At 69.5% G+C, this 18,312-nt stretch carries 13 protein-coding genes; 4 read left to right on the plus strand and 9 right to left on the minus strand.

Annotated features, from left to right (window positions below):
* Nucleotides 1–6: 6 nt before the first annotated feature.
* From V3391_RS12785 to V3391_RS12805, 5 genes are all read right to left on the minus strand, one after another.
* The gene (locus tag V3391_RS12785) at nucleotides 7–1,473 is read right to left on the minus strand and encodes an efflux transporter outer membrane subunit (protein ID WP_332079676.1); all 1,467 of its coding nucleotides are present in this window, start codon (nucleotides 1,471–1,473) and stop codon (nucleotides 7–9) included.
* On the minus strand, nucleotides 1,473–2,222 hold the full coding sequence (locus V3391_RS12790; protein WP_332078811.1) for an SDR family oxidoreductase: 750 nt from the start codon (nucleotides 2,220–2,222) through the stop codon (nucleotides 1,473–1,475). Before V3391_RS12790 ends, V3391_RS12785 begins: the two co-directional genes overlap by 1 nt.
* Before the next feature lie 85 nt (nucleotides 2,223–2,307).
* The gene (locus V3391_RS12795) at nucleotides 2,308–5,487 is read right to left on the minus strand and encodes an efflux RND transporter permease subunit (protein ID WP_332078812.1); all 3,180 of its coding nucleotides are present in this window, start codon (nucleotides 5,485–5,487) and stop codon (nucleotides 2,308–2,310) included.
* Between the two features lie 209 nt (nucleotides 5,488–5,696).
* Nucleotides 5,697–6,881: an efflux RND transporter periplasmic adaptor subunit gene (locus V3391_RS12800; RefSeq protein ID WP_332078814.1), complete on the minus strand. Its 1,185-nt coding sequence runs from the start codon at nucleotides 6,879–6,881 to the stop codon at nucleotides 5,697–5,699.
* On the minus strand, nucleotides 6,878–7,708 hold the full coding sequence (locus V3391_RS12805) for an SDR family oxidoreductase (RefSeq protein WP_332078815.1): 831 nt from the start codon (nucleotides 7,706–7,708) through the stop codon (nucleotides 6,878–6,880). Before V3391_RS12805 ends, V3391_RS12800 begins: the two co-directional genes overlap by 4 nt.
* Nucleotides 7,709–8,089: 381 nt before the next feature.
* Here V3391_RS12805 and V3391_RS12810 point away from each other — a divergent pair, with 381 nt between their 5' ends.
* Nucleotides 8,090–9,142 (plus strand): LysR family transcriptional regulator, encoded by a 1,053-nt coding sequence (locus V3391_RS12810; protein ID WP_425497259.1) that lies wholly within the window; start codon nucleotides 8,090–8,092, stop codon nucleotides 9,140–9,142.
* Between the two features lie 758 nt (nucleotides 9,143–9,900).
* Here the strand turns inward: V3391_RS12810 and V3391_RS12815 are convergent.
* Complete coding sequence (locus V3391_RS12815) at nucleotides 9,901–10,923, minus strand: NADP-dependent oxidoreductase (RefSeq protein WP_332078816.1); 1,023 nt, start codon at nucleotides 10,921–10,923, stop codon at nucleotides 9,901–9,903.
* An 82-nt stretch (nucleotides 10,924–11,005) separates the two neighbouring features.
* Entirely contained in the window at nucleotides 11,006–11,956 is a 951-nt protein-coding gene (locus V3391_RS12820; RefSeq protein WP_332078817.1) for an aldo/keto reductase, read from the minus strand.
* Nucleotides 11,957–12,137: 181 nt separating this feature from the next.
* Here V3391_RS12820 and V3391_RS12825 point away from each other — a divergent pair, with 181 nt between their 5' ends.
* The 3 genes from V3391_RS12825 (at nucleotide 12,138) to V3391_RS12835 (ending at nucleotide 14,895) form a co-directional block, all read left to right on the plus strand.
* On the plus strand, nucleotides 12,138–12,992 hold the full coding sequence (locus V3391_RS12825; protein ID WP_332078818.1) for a class I SAM-dependent methyltransferase: 855 nt from the start codon (nucleotides 12,138–12,140) through the stop codon (nucleotides 12,990–12,992).
* A gap of 102 nt (nucleotides 12,993–13,094) precedes the next feature.
* Nucleotides 13,095–13,631 carry a pseudouridine synthase gene (locus V3391_RS12830; RefSeq protein ID WP_332078819.1) on the plus strand — a complete coding sequence of 179 codons (537 nt, stop codon included), beginning with the start codon at nucleotides 13,095–13,097 and terminating at the stop codon, nucleotides 13,629–13,631.
* Between the two features lie 118 nt (nucleotides 13,632–13,749).
* A complete protein-coding gene (locus V3391_RS12835; protein ID WP_332078821.1) occupies nucleotides 13,750–14,895 on the plus strand; it encodes a hybrid sensor histidine kinase/response regulator in 1,146 nt (381 codons plus the stop codon).
* A 77-nt stretch (nucleotides 14,896–14,972) separates the two neighbouring features.
* Here V3391_RS12835 and V3391_RS12840 read toward each other — a convergent pair whose 3' ends face one another.
* Together V3391_RS12840 and hrpB are read right to left on the minus strand one after the other, a co-directional pair.
* The gene (locus tag V3391_RS12840) at nucleotides 14,973–15,329 is read right to left on the minus strand and encodes a hypothetical protein (RefSeq protein ID WP_332078822.1); all 357 of its coding nucleotides are present in this window, start codon (nucleotides 15,327–15,329) and stop codon (nucleotides 14,973–14,975) included.
* 355 nt (nucleotides 15,330–15,684) lie between these two features.
* Nucleotides 15,685–18,237, minus strand: a complete 2,553-nt coding sequence (gene hrpB, locus V3391_RS12845; RefSeq protein WP_332078824.1) for an ATP-dependent helicase HrpB — start codon at nucleotides 18,235–18,237, stop codon at nucleotides 15,685–15,687.
* Nucleotides 18,238–18,312 lie beyond the last annotated feature (75 nt).

Genomic DNA, 18,312 nt, shown 5'->3' on the forward strand with positions numbered 1-18,312 from the left:
CCGGCTTCAGCGCATCCCCGCCGTCTCACGCGCCGGCAATGTCTGCGGCCAGCCTCCGGCCAAGGCGCGATACAGCGCCACGGCATCCGTCGCCGTGCGCGTACGTCCGGCGGCGAAGGCGTCTTCGGCCTGCAGCTGGGTGCGTTCGGCGTCGAGCACTTCCAGCAGGCTGGTGCCGCCGGCGTCGAAACGCAGACGGGCGAGTTGGGCGGCGCGGGCGCTGTCGCGGGCGGCGCGCTCGAGTTCGACGTCGGCGTCGTGAGCGCGGTCGAAACGCACCAGCGCATTGCCGGTGTCTTCGAGCGCGCGCAGCACGGTCTGCTGGTAGCGCGCGAGTTCCATCGAGGCGTCGGCGTCGGCCGCGGCGATGCGGGCACGCACGCGGCCGATGTCGAGGAACGACCAGTCGATGCCCAGCGCGACCAGTCGTGTCTCGCTATCGCGTCCGAACAGGGCGTCGATGTCGCCGGCCTGGCTGCCGATCAGGCCGCCCAGCGTGAGCCGCGGGAACAGGTCCGCCGTCGCGACGCCGACACGCGCGGTCGCCGAGTGCAGGCGATGTTCGGCGGCGGACACATCCGGACGCACCCGCAGCACGTCGGCCGGTGTGCCGGGATCGATCGCACGCGGTACTGCGGGCAGCGCCCGCGCGACGCTCAGCTGGGCACGCAGCGCATCAGGCGTGCGCCCGGTCAGCACGGCGATGCGATGGGTGGCGACGGCGATCTCGGCTTCCAGCATCGGGATGCGCGAGGCCGTCGACGCGGCCTGCGCCGAGGCGCGTGCGCTGTCGAAGTCGCTGTCCTGTCCGGCATTGCGACGCGCATCGACCAGCGCCAGCGTGTGCTGCTGGTTGCCGGCGTTCTCGGTCGCCACGCGCAGGCGCTCCTGCAGCCCGCGCAGATCGAGATAGGCCGTCGCCAATTCACCGACGATCGCGACCTGCAACGCGCGCAGATCGTCCGCGCTCGCGGCGACGTCGGCGCGTCCGGCCTCGACGCTGCGACGCACGCGGCCGAACAGGTCGAGTTCCCAGCTCGCGCCGATGCCGATGTCGAAGCTGTCGGTGTCGCGGGCATCGCGCGGCACGCCGGGTGCCTGGTCGGCGCTCGCGCGATTGCTGCTCGCGGTGCCGCTCGCGTCGATCGTCGGCAGCTGGTCGAAGCGCGTGCCGCGCAGCAACGCATTCGCGCGGTCGTAGCGGGCGAGCGCGATGCGCAGGTCGTGGTTCGCGACCAGCGTGTCGTCGACCAGTGCGTTCAACTGCGGATCGCCGAAGGCCTGCCAGAACGCGGTGTCGGCGACGGCGGGCACAGCGGTGGCAGTCGCGGGGTTCGCGGTTGCCGCGGTCGCATCCGGTGCGGCCGTGCCTTCGAAGCTCTGCGGCACGGCCATCGACGGCCGCACGTGCTCGGGGCCGACGGCGCAGGCGGCGAGCAGGGCCGCCGCCAGCACCGAGATCAGGGGTCGCATCACCACGGCAGCACCTCGTCGAGATAGAAGTAGCCGCCGGTCGGGCCGGCATCGTCGATCAGCGCCAGGCGCACGCTGGTGCGCGCACCATCGGCGACCTCGAGTTCGCCGTTCTGTTCGTCGCCGGCCTTGTTCATGTCGGTGCGCACGTAGCCCGGATGGATCGTGTTGACCTTGATGCTGGTGTCCTTGAGCACGTGCGCCAGATGCACGGTCCACGCGTTCACCGCGCTCTTGGACACGTTGTAGGCCGGCACGCCCTTGAAGTCGTAGATGAAGGACTCGGGGTTCTGATGCTCGCTGATCGAGCCGAGCAGGCTGGACACGTTGACGATGCGACCGGCCTTGGACTTGTGCAGCAGCGGCAGCAACGCCTGCGTGGTGGCGATCAGGCCGAACACGTTGGTCTCGAACGTCGTGCGCCAGGTGTCGATCGACTGGCCGGCGGCGCCGAGCTGCGGATCGTCGGCGATGATGCCGGCGTTGTTGACCAGGATGTCGAGGCGGCCGTGCCGGTCTTCGATGGTCTTCGCTGCCGCGGCGATGCTGGCGGCATCGGTGACGTCGAGCGCGATGGCTTCGACCGGCAGGCCGTCGGCCTGCAGCTTCAATGCGGCTTCGACGGCGCGCTCGCGATTGCGACCGGCCAGCAGCGTGTGCACACCGGCTTCGGCGAGCTGACGCACGGTTTCCAGACCGATGCCGCGGGTGGCACCGGTGACGAGGGCGATGCGGGACGAAGTGTTCATGGATGACTCCTGACGGGGGGATGCGGGCCGCGGCCGCGCGCGTGGGCGCGGCCTGGCTCGAAGAAGGAAATGTGTGCGACGTGGCTCATGCGTGGGTGCTGCTGACGGGCGCGTCGTGCGCCACCGGCTTGTGCGATACCACAGGCGTGTTCGCGAGCTTGCGCAGCGCGACGTAGAACACCGGCGTCAGGAACAGGCCGAACAGGGTCACGCCCAACATGCCGGCGAACACGGTGACGCCGGTGATCGAGCGGACTTCGGCGCCTGCACCCGTCGACAGCACCAGCGGCACGGTGCCGGCGATGAAGGCGACCGAGGTCATGACGATCGGGCGCAGACGCAGGCGGCTGGCTTCCAGCGCGGACTCGACGATGCCCTTGCCCTGCATTTCCAGTTCGCGGGCGAACTCGACGATCAGGATCGCGTTCTTGCACGCCAGGCCCATCAGCACGACCAGCCCCACCTGCACGAACACGTTGTTGTCGCCGCCGGCCAGCCACACGCCGAACAACGCGGACAGCAGCGTCATCGGCACGATCAGGATCACCGCCAGCGGCAGCGACCAGCTCTCGTACAGCGCGGCCAGCACGAGGAACGCCAGCAGCACCGCGAGCGGGAACACCACCATCGCCGCGCCGCTCTGGTTCGACTGCTGATAGCTCAGATCACTCCAGCCGATCCCCATGCCGGCCGGCAGCACCTGCCCGGCGAGCTCGGTGACCTTGGCCATGGCCTCGCCCGACGACAGCACGCGCGGATCGGCATCGCCCAGCAGGTCGGCGGCGGGATAGCCGTTGAAGCGGATCACCGGGTCGGGGCCATAGGTCTGGCGCACATTGACCATCGAACCCACCGGCACCATCTCGCCGGCCGCATTGCGCGTGCGCAGGTTGGCGATGTCGCCCACCTCGTCGCGGAACTGGCCGTCGGCCTGGGCGATGACCTGCCAGGTGCGACCGAACATGTTGAAGTCGTTGACGTAGGCCGAACCGAGATACGTCTGCAGCGTGTCGAACAGTTCCGTCAGCGGCACGCCCTGCGCCTTCGCCTTGACCCGATCCACGTCGGCATCGAGCTGCGGCACGTTGGCCTGGTAGCTGCTGATCGGATAGCCGAGACCCGGCGTCTGCATCGCCGCGCCCTGGAACGCCTGCACGGCCGCCTGCAGTTCGCCGTAGCCCAGACGCGTGCGGTCCTGGACGAACAGCGACCAGCCCGAGCCGTTGCCCAGGCCCTGGATCGGCGGGGGCATGAAAGCGAAGGTGAAGCCTTCCTGGATCGTCGAAAACTTCTGGTTGAGCTCGGCGGTGATCTCTTCGGCGGTGCGCGAGCGCTCGCTGAAGGGATCGAGGGTGAAGAAGATCACGCCGTTGTTGGGCGTATTGGTGAACTGCAGCGGGTTGAGGCCCGGGAACGCGATCTCGCTGGCGACACCGTCGACTTCACTGGCGAGCGCGGCCATCTTCTTCAGCACCACGTCGGTGCGCTCGATCGATGCGCCCTCCGGCATTTTCACGCCGGCGATCACGTACAACTTGTCCTGCACCGGAATGAAGCCGGCCGGCACCACCTTGAACATCACGCCCGCGCCGACCAGCAGCACCGCGTAGACCAGGAATACCGCACCGCGGCGACCCAGCGACCGCGACACAGCGCCTTCGTAGCGCTCCGAGCTGCGGTTGAAGAATCGGTTGAACGGACGGAACAGCCAGCCGAACAGGCGATCGATGATGCGCGTGAGGCGATCCTTCGGCGCGCCGTGCGGCTGCAGCAGCTTGGCGGCGAGCGCCGGCGACAGCGTCAGCGAGTTGATCGCCGAGATCACCGTCGAGATCGCGATGGTCACCGCGAACTGCTTGTAGAACTGGCCGGTCACACCGGTCAGGAACGCCATCGGTACGAACACCGCGCACAGCACCAGCGCGATCGCGATGATCGGGCCGGAGACTTCCTGCATCGCCAGATGTGCCGCCTCCAGAGGCGTGGCGCCGAGTTCGATGTGCCGCTCGACGTTCTCCACCACCACGATCGCGTCGTCGACCACGATGCCGATCGCCAGCACCAATCCGAACAGGGTCAGCGTGTTGATCGAATAGCCGAGCAGGTACAGCACCGCGAACGTGCCGACGATCGACACCGGTACCGCCAGCAGCGGAATGATCGACGCGCGCCAGGTCTGCAGGAACAGGATCACCACCAGCACCACCAGCAGCGTCGCTTCGATCAGCGTGACGACGACCGACTTGATCGAATCGCGCACGAAGATCGTGGTGTCGTAGATCGACTGGATCTCGACGCCCGGCGGCAGTGAGGGGCGCAACTGTTCCATGGTCGCGACCACGCCGTCGCGGATCTCGAGCGCGTTCGCACCCGGCGCCTGGAAGACGCCGATCGCGGCCGCGTTCTTGCCGTCGAGCCGCGCGCGCAGCGTGTAGTCGCCGGCGGCGAGTTCGATGCGGGCCACATCAGCCAGACGCACCAGTTCACCGTCGGCGCCGGATTTCAGCACGATGTCGCCGAACTCCTCGACGGTTTCCAGACGGCCCTTGGCGTTGATCGGCAGCAGGAAATCGCTGCGGTTGGGCATCGGTTCGGCGCCGAGCTGGCCGGCCGAGACCTGCACGTTCTGCTCGCGCACCGCGCGCACCACGTCGCTGGCGGCCATGCCGCGCGCGGCGATCCTGTCGGGATCCAGCCACAGCCGCATCGCGTAGTCGCCGCCGCCGAAGACCTGCGCATCGCCGACGCCGGAGATCTTCGCGATCTCGTCCTTGACGTGCAGGCGCATGTAGTTGCGCAAGTACAGCGAATCGTAGCGGCCGTCGCTCGAGGTCAGATGCACGACCATCAGGAACACCGGCGACTGCTTCTGCGTGGTCACGCCCTGCCGGCGCACGTCCTCGGGCAGGCGCGCGAGCGCCTGGGCCACGCGGTTCTGCACGCGCACCGCCGCCTCGTCGGCATCGGTGCCGGGCTTGAAGGTGGCGGTGAGCTGCAGCACGCCGTCGGAGCCGGCGACGGACTTGATGTACATCATGTCCTCGACGCCGTTGATGGCCTCCTCGAGCGGCGTCGCCACCGTCTCGGCGATCACCTTCGGGTTGGCGCCCGGATACACGGTGCGCACGACCACCGAGGGCGGCACGACCTCGGGGTACTCGCCGATCGGCAGCAGCGGGATGGCGATCAGGCCACCGGCGAAGATCAGGATCGACAGCACCGCGGCGAAGATCGGCCGGTCGATGAAGAAGCGGGAGAAGTCCACGGGGAATTCCTTGTGGGCGGCGCGGTGGCCGCAGAGAAAAGAACGCGGGAACGGCAAGCCCTTCTCCTTCTGGGACAACGTGCCCTCGGGGTAGAAGGTGCCCCGGAGGGGCGGATGAGGGCGGGGTTTCAACGGTGACGCCTCACCCTCACCCGACGCACTGCGCGCGTCGACCTCTCCCGAAGGGAGAGGTGTGGGTCAAGCGCGCGTCAGCGCTTCGCGACCGCCTCGATCGGCGCACCGCCGCGCATCGCGACCGCCTTCGGCGCGACCGGCATGCCCGGCATGAAGACCTTCTGCACGCCGTTGACGATCACGCGGTCGCCGGCAGCAAGACCGGACTCGACGACGCGCAGACCCTCGACGATGCGGCCCGGCACGATGTCGCGACGCTGCGCGGTGTTGTCCTCGCCGACGACGTAGACGAACTTGCGGTCCTGGTCGGTGATCACGGCCTTGTCGTCGATCAGGATCGCCGGCCGCGCGGCCGCGCCTTCCAGCTGCACGCGCGCGAACAGGCCCGGGGTGAAGCGCCGGTCCGGGTTCGGCAGCACGGCGCGGGCGCGTACGGTGCCCGTCGCGGGATCGATCTGGTTGTCGAGGAAGTCGACGGTGCCGGCGTGCGGGTAGCCGGTCTCGTCGGCCAGGCCCACGCGCACCGCGTTGTCGGCGCCGGTGCGCTCGCCTGCACGCGTCATCGCCTGGTGGCGCAGATAGGTGCGCTCATCAGTCTCGAAGTAGACGTGCACCGGATCCTGCGAGACCACGGTCGTCAGCAGCGACGCATCGGCCTGGGCGAGGTTGCCGGTGGTCAGCATCGCGCGTCCGGCGCGGCCGGCGACCGGCGCACGCACCTCGGTGAAGGCCAGATCCAGTCGTGCGGTGTCGACCGCGGCCTGGGCACCGCGTACGGCGGCTTCGGCTTCGGCGCGCCCGGCGCTGCGCGCTTCGAAATCGTCGCGCGAGATCGCGCTGGCATCGATCAGTTGCTGCGCGCGGGTGTGGCGCGTGGTCGCCAGCTGGGCATCGGCGCGGGCGCGGGCGAGTTCGGCTTCCGCGCGCTGCAGCGCGGCGCGATACGGACGCGGATCGATGACGAACAGCAGGTCGCCCTGCTTCACCTCGTCGCCCTCGGAGTAGGCCACGCGCTGCACGTAGCCGCTGACGCGCGGGCGCAGCTCGACGCTTTCGATCGCGGCGATGCGGCCGGTGGCGTCGTTCCAGTCCTGCACCTGTTCCGACAGCACGGCGGCAACGCCGACATCCGGCGGTGGCGGCTGGGTCTGTTCCTGGGCCTGGGTGTCGCAACCGGCGACGACGAGTGCGACGGCGACGGCGAGACCGGTCGCGGTGAGTGCGCGCCACGCGCGCGGGCTGATGTGGGAGCGGATCATGAGCGTGATTCCTGGGGGGAGGCGGCAGTGGCGAGGCGACGCAGCAGGGCGCTGGCATCGGTCTGATGGGAATGGGTGGGCGCGCAGGGCCCGACATCGAGGTCGTCGGACAGGCCGGGCGGGCGCACGGCGGCGCCGATCGGGAAGCGCACGAGGGCGACATCCGCATTCGCGGCGCCATCGACCAGACGCAGCGCGTGGTCGGCGATCGCATCGACATCCGGCCACTGCGCACGCGCATGGGCGGCGTTGGCATCGCAGCGCACCGGCGAATCGACGGCGAGCATCTGCACGCGCACCGGCAGCGTGCGGGCTTCTTCGTGCAGCACCCGCGCGAGCATCCGCAGCGCGGACGCGCCGATCGAGTGATGGCCGTAGCCGGACCACGGATGGTCCGCGCCGGGACCGCCGACCAGCACGTAGCCGGCGCGCGGCTGCGTGGCGAGCAGCGGCAGCAGATGGCGCGCGATCGAGAGATGCGGCAGCAGGTCTTCGTCGAGACGACGACGCAGGAAGTCCGCGGGCGCATCGAGCACACGCTGGCTGCCGGCCGCGCCACGGATCGCCGCGATCACCGAACCCGGCGCCGGGCCGGGCAGTGCCCGCAGGCGCGTGGCGAGATCGGCCGCGTCACCGTCGCTGCGGATATCCGCGAACAGCGTCGTCAGTCCGGCACCGTGCGCGGCCTGCAGCCGGTCGAGTGCATCGGCGTCGTTGGCGACCGCGATCGTGCGACGCCCGGCGGCCACGGCCTGCGCCACCACGCGCGTTCCGACCATCCCGGTGGCGCCAACAATCACCAGCGGCGCCTTGATTGTCCCTTTCATGGGATTTTGTCTCCCGAAAACCGGGCTTCGATCGATGCGGGGGCACTGCGGCGGCGGGCATTGCCCGGCAACCACGCCCACAGCCAGCCCCAGCCGGCATGGCCGGCCTGGAGCCGCTTGGGGGTGGCGATCCGTGCGCTAGACGATTGATTCGGCGGGATTTCCATGCGCTGCCCACGGCGACGCGCGGGGGCGGTCGCGGGGCGTGGGGCAGGGGGCGCAGCAGGATGGGGGGCGGACATGGGCGGCGTCGACTCGGGGGATGCCGCAGATCATCCGCCTCGAAAGGGGACTTGATTAGTCCCCATTCGAGGGAATAATTATCCCCGTCACGGTCCAATCCGCCGCGCACTCTGCGCGCCCCCGCTCCCGGAGTTCCACATGGCACACGATCTCAACGAGACCCTGATCTTCGTCAAGGTGGTCGAGCAGGGCAGCTTCATCGCTGCCGCCAACGCGCTCGGTCTGCCCAAGACCACGGTCAGCCGCAAGGTGCAGGAACTCGAACAGCGGCTCGGCGCGCGCCTGCTCAACCGCACCACGCGCCGGCTCGGCCTGACCGAAGCCGGCAGCATCTATCACGAGCATTGCCAGCGCATCGCACGCGGACTCGAAGATGCCGAGAGCGCGGTCGCGCAATTGCAGAGCGGCCCGCGCGGCTGGTTGCGCTTCACCGTGCCGTACTCGATCGGCATCACCTGGATCGCGCCGCTGCTCGGCGACTTCCAGGCGCAGTACCCCGAGATCCAACTCGACATGCACATGGGCAACGAGAAGCTCGACCTGATCGCGGGCGAAGCCGACCTCGCCCTGCGCATCGGCACGCTGCCCGATTCCAACCTCGTCGCGCGCAAGCTCGGCAGCCTGCGCACGCAGGTCTTCGCCAGCCAGTCCTACATCGAACAGCACGGCGAACCGCTGCACCCCGACGACCTGCAGCACCACCGCACCCTGGTGATGCGCAAGAGCCACAACGCCAACAACCGCTTCATCTGGTCGCTCACCGACGGCCGCGCGCTGCGCGACTTTCCGGTCAACCCGCAGCTCGTCGCCAACGATCCCGCCGCGCTCAACTGGGCGCTGATCAAGGGCGAAGGCCTGATGCTGACCGGCGACGTGATGGCCAAGGCCTTCGTCGAAGCCGGCATGGCGCAACGCGTGCTCGCCGGTTGGACCGGCCCGGAAGTCGACTTCAACGCCGTGTTTCCTGGTGGCCGCCTCGTATCGCCGAAGGTGCGCGCGTTCGTCGATTTCCTGATCGAGCGCTTGAACTTCGACGCCGACCACATGCAGACGCTCTGCCAGGTGCAGCAGCAGGCACTGGAAGCGAAGGCGGCAGGCAAGGTGGCGCTGGCGCAGCTGGAGAAGGCCACGCGGCGGGTGGTGGCGCCGGTGGTGGATGTGGAGGAAGAGGTTGTGCCGGTCGGCAGGTAATTTTTCTGGCACGCGCCGTAGGCGGCGTGCCTGCTCCTGCTCTTCGCTGTTGATCGCCGGATTGCTATCGCGTCTGCATACAGACCCGTAGGGCGCCGCACATGGGCGATGAGGCGCGAGTTGCGAGCCACTGGCTCGCGCGCCGATAGAGCGACCGCGCTGCGAGCGCGGGCCGGTCTTTGACTCCGAAGCAGGCAAAGTGCGGCGCTTTCCGACTGAGCCAGGGTGGCGAGTCGGAAAATGCCGGAACGAGTGAATCGCCGGGTGAGCTCCCTCGGGGCTGGCCCTTTTCTTTGGTTCCGTTTCTTTGACTCGCATCTTCGATGCTCGCCCCTGCGGGGCCGGCTTCGCCGTTCGCACTGCGTGCGTGAGGCCAGCAAAAGAAATGAACCCGCTCGCCGCAAGGCGAGTGGAAGCGTCTGACGTTGCTTCTCCCGCCGCGGGCAAACTCGCAGGCGTAGATCAAACGCTTTCGTCCGCTGACGCGGCCGAGTTCATTTCTTTTGGTTGACGCCAAAAGAAACGGAACCAAAGAAAAACGTCTCCCCGACACGTCCGAAGCCCGCGGCGTCATGTGCACCGGGATTTTCCGACTCGGCATCCTGCCTCGGTCGGAAAACGCCGCCCATCCATGGGCGGCGCCCTCCGGGTAAGTGCGAGTGCGGGTGCGTTACGGAGATCAAAAGCCCGAAGCGGAGAGCGCAGAGCAAAAGCGGAAACGCAGAGGCGAGAGCGCCAGCGCGCGAGGCGCAAAACAATCAGTCCAGCTTCACCAGCAACTTCCCGAAATTCTGCCCCGCCAACATCCCGATGAACGCCTCCGGCGCGTTCTCCAGTCCCGCCACGACATCCTCCCGATACCGCACGCGCCCATCGCGTAACCACTGCCCCATCTCGCGCACGAACTCGGGATAGAGCGCGATGAAGTCGCGCTGGATGAAACCGCGGACGGTCAGGTGGCGGCTCAGGATCGCGCCCATCAGTTGCGGCACGCGGTCGGGGCCGGACGGCGGGGCGGTGTCGTTGTAGTGGGCGACGAGGCCGCACACCGGAATCCGGGCGAAGTCGTTGAGCAACGGCAGTACGGCGTCGAACACCTTGCCGCCGACGTTCTCGAAGTAGACGTCGATGCCATCCGGGCACGCAGCGGCGAGCTGTTCGGCGAAGTCGTCGGCGCGGTGGTCGAGGGCGATGTCGAAGCCGAGGTCGTCACGCACGTGCGCGACCTTGTCCGGGCCGCCGGCGATGCCGACGGCGCGTGCGCCGTGGAGCTTCGCGATCTGGCCGACAGTCGCGCCCACTGGTCCGCTCGCGGCGGCGACGACGACGGTTTCGCCGTGTTGCGGTTTTCCGATCTCGTGCAGGCCGGCGTAGGCGGTGAAGCCGGGCATGCCGTGGACACCGAGTGCGGTCTGCACCGGCAGGCCGGCCGGATCGAGTTTGCGGCGCAGGCTTTCGCCGTCGACGACGGCGTGTGTCTGCCAGCCGGCATGCGCGAGCACCAGATCGCCCGGCGACCAGGCTGGATGCAGCGACTGCACGACTTCCGAGATCGTGCCGCCGTCCATGACCTCGCCGATCTCGACCGGCGCGGCGTAGGAGCGGCCGGCGTTCATGCGGCCGCGCATGTAGGGATCAAGTGATAGCCAGCGGTTGCGCAGCAGGACCTGGCCATTGCGCGGCGCTGGCATCTGGAACGTTTCGATCCTGAAATCGTCCGGCGTCGGCGCGCCGGTCGGGCGCGCCGCGAGGACGATGCGGGTGGCGGTGGAGTCGCGCATCGGGTCGGCCTGTTCGAGTGGACGCCCTTCATAGCGCACGCGACCGTGCGGCGCCGTCAATCTGCGGCTGCGCAGCGACCGCTCAGCCCGCGCTGGCACCGTCGAGCGCGGCGATGTCGGCCTTCGTCAGCAGCAGCGTGCGCGCCGCCGCGAGTTCACGCAGCTGGGAGATGCTGGTCGCGCTGACGATCGGCGCGGTCACGCCGGGCCGTGCGATCAACCATGCGAGCGCGATCTGGGCCACAGTCGCCGCATGCCGGCACGCGGCATCGTCGAGCGCGGCGAGCACGCGCTTGCCGCGTGCATTGAGGTACTGCTTCACGACCTGCGCACCGCGCGCGCTGCTCTTCGCCGCATCGGCTTCGGTGCGGTACTTGCCGCTGAGAAAGCCGCTCGCCAGCGAGTAGTAGCCGATCACGCCGAGCCCGTGCTCGCGCACCAGGGGTTCCAGCGCGGCCTCGTAACCGGCGCGGTCGACGAGGTTGTACTCGGGCTGCAGCGTTTCGTAACGCGGCAGGTTGTGGCGCTTCGCGACGTCCAGCGCCTCGGCCAGACGTGGCGCGGTGTAGTTCGATGCGCCGATCGCGCGCACCTTGCCCTGTTCGATCAGGCGCGAGAACGCGCCCAGCGTGTCTTCCAGCGGCACCGAGGGATCGTCCTCGTGCGCCTGGTAGAGATCGATGACATCGGTGCGCAGGCGACGCAGCGAGTCCTCGCATGCGGCCTGGATGTTGGCCGGCGACAGGCCCTTGCGCTGCGGCCACTTGGCGACCTTGGTGGCGATCACCACGCGGTTGCGCTTGCCGCTCGTCTGCAGCCAGCGGCCGATCAGCGTTTCCGACTCGCCACCCTGGTTGCCGTCGACCCAGGCCGAATACACGTCGGCGGTATCGACGAGATTGAGGCCCAGCGCGACGCATTCGTCGAGCAGCGCGTGTGTCGTCGCCGCGTCGGCGCTCCAGCCGAAGACGTTGCCGCCGAACGCCAGTGGCGAGACCTTGAGGCCCGAGCGTCCGAGTTCGCGTTCCGACATGTGCCGCTCCTGCTTGCAAAAGAATGGCCACAGCATAGGCAGGCCCCGCGCGCGCCCGACACCGGGGACCGCGCAAAGCAGTGTTCCGGCACGGCGCCGTCGCGGCCGCGCGACGGGCGGCGGCGTTCGCCACGCCGCTTGTGGCACCCTTTGCGCCACGTCCGCGTCCGGAGTTCCGCCCATGCAACGCAGCTTGTCGTTCTGCGCCGTCGCCCTGATCGCCCTCGCCGGTTGCGCCAGCGCGCCGCAGGTGCCCGCCGATTCGGCCGCCGACCTCGATTCCAGCAATGTCGCCCGCCTCGACAGCGCGCTCGCCGGCGAGTGGCGCAGCGCCGAGAACCGCGCGCGCGACCAGTACCGCCATCCGCGCGAAACGCTGGCCTTCTTCGGCGTGCGTCCGGAGCAGACCGTCATCGAGATCACCCCCGGCAGCGGCGCGTGGTACGCCGAGGTGCTGGCGCCGTATCTGCGCGACAACGGCCGCTACATCGCCGCGATGGTCGACCCGGCGAGCGTCGCCGAAGGCCGCGGCCGCGATTACCAGACCAGCCAGCGTGACGGCCTGCAGGCCCGCTTCGACGCCGCGCCCGCGCAGTTCGACCGCGCGCGCATGGTGAGCTACGACCCGAAGGCGCCGCGCTTCGGCCCGTCGAACTCCGCCGATGTCGTGCTGACGTTCCGCAACGTGCACAACTGGCGCTCGTCCGGTCAGGCCGAAGGCATGTTCAAGGGCTTCTACGACGTGCTGCGCCCGGGCGGCGTGCTGGGCGTGGTCGAACACCGCGCCAAGGCCGACGTGCCGGCCGACGACCGCAGCGGCTATGTCGGCACCGCGCAGGTCATCGCGCTCGCCCAGGCCGCGGGTTTCCGCGTCGACGGCAGCAGCGAGGTCAATGCCAACCCGAAGGACACCCGCGACCATCCCGATGGCGTGTGGATGCTGCCGCCGGCCAACCGGCACACCCCGGCGGATGCTGCCAAGTACGCCGCGATCGGCGAGAGCGACCGGATGACGCTGCGGTTCGTGAAGCCCTGAACGCCGTGAGGGCGTAAGCGGTCAGACGTCAGTGCTGGACGATCGCGGTCGTCCGGTGCTGGTGTCGGGTCGCGGTACCGTTCCGATCGATCTGCGGATTCCATGCTCGTCGCCTTCAACAAACCCTATGGCGTGCTCTGCCAGTTCACCGACCGCAGCACGCCGCCGCGCCCGACGCTGGCCGGCTTCGGCCTGCCGCCTGGCGTCTACGCCGCCGGGCGGCTCGATCACGACAGCGAGGGCCTGCTGCTGCTGACCGACGACGGCCCGCTGGCCAACCGCATCACCGATCCGCGCCACAAGCTGCCCAAGACCTACCGGGTGCAGGTGGAAGGCACGCCGTCGCCAGCGCAGCTGCAGGCGCTGCGCGACGGGGTGACGCTCAACGACGGCCCGACCCGCCCGGCGCAGGCCACGCTGCTCGATCCGCCACCGACGCTGTGGCCGCGCGATCCGCCGGTGCGCTTCCGCAAGACCGTGCCCGATGCCTGGCTGGAACTGACCATCCGCGAAGGCCGCAACCGCCAGGTGCGGCGCATGACCGCGGCGGTGGGTCTGCCGACCCTGCGGCTGGTGCGGGTGGCGATCGGCGACTGGTCGTTGGACACGCTGGCGCCCGGCGCCTGGCGGGCGATCTGAGGGGACCGGCGGTCCGCGCAGGGTCCGCAGTCGACCGGCTTTCTGGTAACGTGCCGGGCGGATCGCACGTCTGCGTCGCGTGTCGCCCATTCCCCGTTCGGGGCCACCCCGGAAGCCAATGCCGAACTCTGCAAACGCCAGCGGTCGCATCCTCGTCGTCGATGACCAGCCTGCGAACCTGCGTGTCGTCAGTTCGCTGCTGAGCCGTCACGGCTACGAAGTGCAGACGGCGCCCGACGGCGCCGAAGCGTTGGCGATGCTCGAAGCGCGCCAGCCCGACCTGCTGCTGCTCGACATGCTGATGCCGAACATGGACGGCTTCGCGCTGCTGGCCGAGATCAAGCAGAACCCGGATCTGTTGCGCCTGCCGGTGGTGTTCCTCACCGTCGCCCAGGATCGCGAACTGCTGCTGCGCGCGTTCGACGCCGGCGCGGTCGACTACGTCACCAAGCCGTTCATGCCTGAGGAACTGCTCGCGCGCGTCAACGCGCACGTCGGCCTCAAGCAGACCCGCGACCGCCTCGAGCGCATCGCGCGCGAGCGCCAGGAGCTGGTGAACCTGGTCGCGCACGATCTGAAGAATCCGCTGTCGAGCATCTGGTTCGCCAGCGACATGCTGGTCAAGAACGAGACCAAGCCCGAGCGTATTCCGCGCTACCACAAGATGATCCACGAGAGCGCCGAAGACGCGCTCGGCTACATCCGGCGCTACCTGGAAACCCAGGACACCTCGCGCAAGGCCGCCGAGGCCGCGCAGTCGACGGGTCTGCGCGACGTGCTGGACTGGATCGTCGCGCGCTACGCCATGCAGTTCGAGGATCGCGGCGTGCAGCTGCAGGCGCGCGCGCCCGATGCCGCGCCGATGGTCGCGATCGACGGGCTGGTGCTGCGCCAGGTCGCCGAGAACCTGATCACCAACGCCATCAAGTACGCGCCCGACAGCAACGTGGACATCTCGCTGCGCGGCGGCGGCGTGGGCTTCTGGCAGCTGCTGGTCGAAGACCGCGGCCCCGGCATCGCCCGCGACCAGCAGCACGCGCTGTTCCGGCCGTTCCAGCGGCTCGCCCATGCCGGCAAGGACGATGGCCGCTCCAGCGGTCTGGGCCTGTCGCTGGCCAAGCAGATCATCGTCGACCTCGGTGGCCAGCTCTGGTACGAGGACCGCGAAGGCGGCGGCGCGCGCTTCATCATCGAGCTGCCGCAGATGTCCGCGGAGACGGAGCGTCCGGCCGCGAACGACGATCCGCAGGACGCGCCGGCATAAAAAAACGCGGGCCTGAGGCCCGCGTTCGGTCGACCAGCGCCTAGCCGCATGGCCAGCGCACGGGTGATCCTTTCGACTCAGTCGTTGCCGTTCGCCGCCGGTGCGCCGCGACGCGCGGTGGTGCGCTTGCGGGCCGGTGCACGGGTCGGTTCGATGCGGCGCGATGTGCCTTCGACGGTCCCGCCTTCCTTGCGCTTCTTGTACTGGCGGGCCGCAACCCAGACCAGACCGGCGCCGATCACCGACGCGGCGAGAATCGCCGGATTGCGACGCAGGAAGCCGCCGGCCAGCTTGGTGCCGGTGCGGGCCGCGCCGAGCGCAACACCCGTCTGCAGCCACTTCTCGGCGGAATCGGGAATCGCATGACGCAGGCTGTCGCCTGCCTGACCGACCAGCGACAGTGCCTTGTCGGACAACGCTTCGAACTTGCTCATGGAATGACCTCGGATGTCCGATGTGGGATGGACGAGTCTTCGTTACCGGCTGTCGATCCGGCGTGAGCGCTGCCGCGCTCGTTGGGCTGACGTTCGGCTTCCGGCACTTCAGGTCCACGCGGTTTCGCGCGATGCGTCGCCAGCGCGCTCCATGGACCTTCCGGCCGCGCCGCGCACGACCCAACGCAGCGGTCATGTCGCACCGTCGCCGCGGGTCTAGATCGACGGGCCTCAGGTGCCACGCGGTTTCGCGCGATGCGTCGCCGGTGCATTCCAGGGATTTTCCGGCCGCGCCACGCACAACCCAACGCTGCGGTCATGTCGCACCGTCGCCACGGGTCTAGATCGACGGGCCTCAGGTGCCGCGCGGTTTCGCGCGATGCGTTGCCGGTGCATTCCAGGGATCTTCCGGCCAAGGGTGCTTGGGATACCGCCCCTTCATTTCCTTGCGCACGTCCGGATACGTGCGTTCCCAGAAGCCGGCGAGGTCGCGCGTGACCTGCAGCGGGCGCCCGGCGGGCGACAGCAGATGGATCGTCAGCGGCACGCGACCGTCGGCGACGGTCAACGTCTTCGCAAGCCCGAACAGCTCTTGCAGCTTGACCGCGAGCACCGGCGGCACGGGCGTGCCGTCGGCCTCGACCGCGTAGTCGATCGCGCGCGCCATGCCCGACGGCACCGTGATTCGCACCGGGGCGAGACGGTCGAGCTGCTGGCGCTGCGACCAGTCCAGTCGGTGCTGCAAGGCGTCGGCCAGTGCGTCCGCGCCGAGCGCATCGAGCCGGGTGAGGCCGGCGAACGCGGGCCGCAGCCACGCGTCGCGTGTCGCCAGCAGTGCCGCGTCCGAGAGATCCGGCAATGCGAGTTCGGGCATCCACGCGCGCACGGCCTGCACACGCGCCTGCCATTGCCGCAGACCGTCGCGCCACGGCAGCACGTCGAGGCCGAGGGCGCCGACCGCATCGCTCAGCGCTTGTGCGGCCTGCGCCGGATCGACGCGGCCATTGGCGCGCGCATCGAGCACGATGCCGTCGAAGCGGCGCACGCGCTCGCCGACCAGGGCGCGACGCTCGGTGTCCCAGCGCGTCTCGTCGGCCTCGGTGAAGCGGTCCGGCCATTGCCGGCGCAGCCGCGCCTCGTCGACCGGTGCGCCGCGCAGCAGCAGTGCGTCCTTGGCCTCGTGGCGCAGCTCGCTGGCGACGATCCACGGTTCGCCGCGCAGCGTGCTGTCGTCGAACAGACGCGCCATGCGGCCGTTGCTGAGCGTGTAGCGCGCAGCGTCGCGCGCGTGGCGGTGGCCGATGCGATCGGGAAACGCATGGGCGAGCAGATCGCCGAGCAGATGCGCCGATGCGGAAGACGGCGGCACGATGTCGAGTTTCAGGCGCCGTCGCCATTGTTTCGCGGCCGCATCGATCGCGGCGAGTGCGCCGCGCTGCGCATCGGCCGGCGTGCGTCCGCTGCGGAATGCGGCCAGCGCCTGCCAGCGCGCGGCCACACCGTCCGAGCGCGGCGCACCCGGCAACGGCCGCAGCGGATCGCGCGCTTCCAGCAGCGCACACAGATCGCAGGTCAGCGCGCGTTCGCCGGCATCCGCGCCGGCCAGCAGCATCGCCGCGAGCCGGGGATGCGTGCCGAACGCGAGCATGCGGCGCCCGGTCTGCGTGATCGCACCGCGCGTGTCCAGCGCATCGAGGCGTTGCAGCAGATCATGTGCGGCGCCCATTGCACCGGCCGGCGGCTGGTCGGGAAACGCCAGCAACGGATCGCCCCACGCGGCGAGTTCGAGCGCGAGCGCGGCGAGATCGACCTGCGCGATCTCCGGCCGCCGCTGCGGCTCCAGCCGCTGCGATTCCGGCCACAGACGCAGCGCCACGCCCGACGCGACACGCCCGGCGCGGCCCGCGCGCTGATCTGCGGACGCCTGCGAGATGGACACGATCTCCAACCGCGAGAACCCGCTGTTGGGATCGAAGCGCGGCTCGCGCGCCTGGCCGCTGTCGACGACGATGCGCACGCTCGGCAGGGTCACGCTGCTCTCGGCGACGTTGGTGGCCAGCACCACGCGGCGACGGCCATCGGTCGACGGTTGCAGCACGTGCGTCTGCGCATCGACCGGCAGTTCGCCGTGCAGCACCAGCAGCTCGACATCGCCGGGCAACGCGGCTTCGAGCTGCGCACGGCAGCGTGCGATCTCGCGCTGTCCGGGCAGGAACACCAGCGCATCGCCGGGCTGCGTCGCCAGTGCGTCGACGAGCACGCGACGCACCTGGTGTTCGAGCGCCTCGTCGCGCTTGGGCGGTGCATGCGACACGTCGACCGGAAAGCTGCGGCCCGCGCTCGACAGCCGCGGCGCGTCGAGCCACTGCGCGATGCGCGCGCCGTCGAGTGTGGCCGACATCACGACCAGCCGCAGGTCCTCGCGCAGGCCCGTCTGCACGTCGCGTGCGAGGGCGAGGCCGAGATCGCCGGCGAGATGGCGTTCGTGGAATTCGTCGAACAGCAGCGCGCCGACGTCGCCCAGCTCCGGATCGTCCTGCAGCATCCGCGTCAGGATGCCTTCGGTGACGACCTCGATCCGCGTGCGCGCGCTGACCCGCTGCTCGAACCGGATGCGATAGCCGACGAGGCCGCCGACCTCGTCGCCGAGCTGCCGCGCCATGAACGTCGCCGCCGAACGCGCGGCGACGCGTCGCGGTTCCAGCATCACGATCTTCCGGTCGCCCAGCCACGGCGCATCGCGCAGCGCCAGCGGCACCTGCGTGGTCTTGCCCGCGCCTGGCGGCGCTTCGAGCACCAGGCGCGGATGCGCGGCGAGGCTGGAGACGATCTCCGGCAACAACGACGTGATGGGAAAGACGGGAGAGGCGGCGTGCGTCACGGCGCACAGGCTAACGACGTCACGCATCGGCGTCGATGCGCGCATGCAAGGGTTTGCCCCGGTGTCGGTGGTCATCGCAGCCGATTAGATTCGGCCGCTGCA

It is taken from the genome of Luteimonas flava, from assembly GCF_036584485.1.
Lineage (GTDB): Bacteria > Pseudomonadota > Gammaproteobacteria > Xanthomonadales > Xanthomonadaceae > Luteimonas > Luteimonas flava.

What these genes read in the sequence shown, in the direction of transcription:
- V3391_RS12805 (WP_332078815.1), bottom strand. Translation starts at nt 7,708, where the DNA reads ATGAAAGGGACAATCAAGGCGCCGCTGGTGATTGTTGGCGCCACCGGG.
- V3391_RS12835 (WP_332078821.1), top strand. Translation starts at nt 13,750, where the DNA reads ATGCCGAACTCTGCAAACGCCAGCGGTCGCATCCTCGTCGTCGATGAC.
- V3391_RS12820 (WP_332078817.1), bottom strand. Translation starts at nt 11,956, where the DNA reads ATGTCGGAACGCGAACTCGGACGCTCGGGCCTCAAGGTCTCGCCACTG.
- V3391_RS12830 (WP_332078819.1), top strand. Translation starts at nt 13,095, where the DNA reads ATGCTCGTCGCCTTCAACAAACCCTATGGCGTGCTCTGCCAGTTCACC.
- hrpB (WP_332078824.1), bottom strand. Translation starts at nt 18,237, where the DNA reads ATGCGTGACGTCGTTAGCCTGTGCGCCGTGACGCACGCCGCCTCTCCC.
- V3391_RS12800 (WP_332078814.1), bottom strand. Translation starts at nt 6,881, where the DNA reads ATGATCCGCTCCCACATCAGCCCGCGCGCGTGGCGCGCACTCACCGCG.
- V3391_RS12790 (WP_332078811.1), bottom strand. Translation starts at nt 2,222, where the DNA reads ATGAACACTTCGTCCCGCATCGCCCTCGTCACCGGTGCCACCCGCGGC.
- V3391_RS12810 (WP_425497259.1), top strand. Translation starts at nt 8,090, where the DNA reads ATGGCACACGATCTCAACGAGACCCTGATCTTCGTCAAGGTGGTCGAG.
- V3391_RS12825 (WP_332078818.1), top strand. Translation starts at nt 12,138, where the DNA reads ATGCAACGCAGCTTGTCGTTCTGCGCCGTCGCCCTGATCGCCCTCGCC.
- V3391_RS12840 (WP_332078822.1), bottom strand. Translation starts at nt 15,329, where the DNA reads ATGAGCAAGTTCGAAGCGTTGTCCGACAAGGCACTGTCGCTGGTCGGT.
- V3391_RS12785 (WP_332079676.1), bottom strand. Translation starts at nt 1,473, where the DNA reads ATGCGACCCCTGATCTCGGTGCTGGCGGCGGCCCTGCTCGCCGCCTGC.
- V3391_RS12815 (WP_332078816.1), bottom strand. Translation starts at nt 10,923, where the DNA reads ATGCGCGACTCCACCGCCACCCGCATCGTCCTCGCGGCGCGCCCGACC.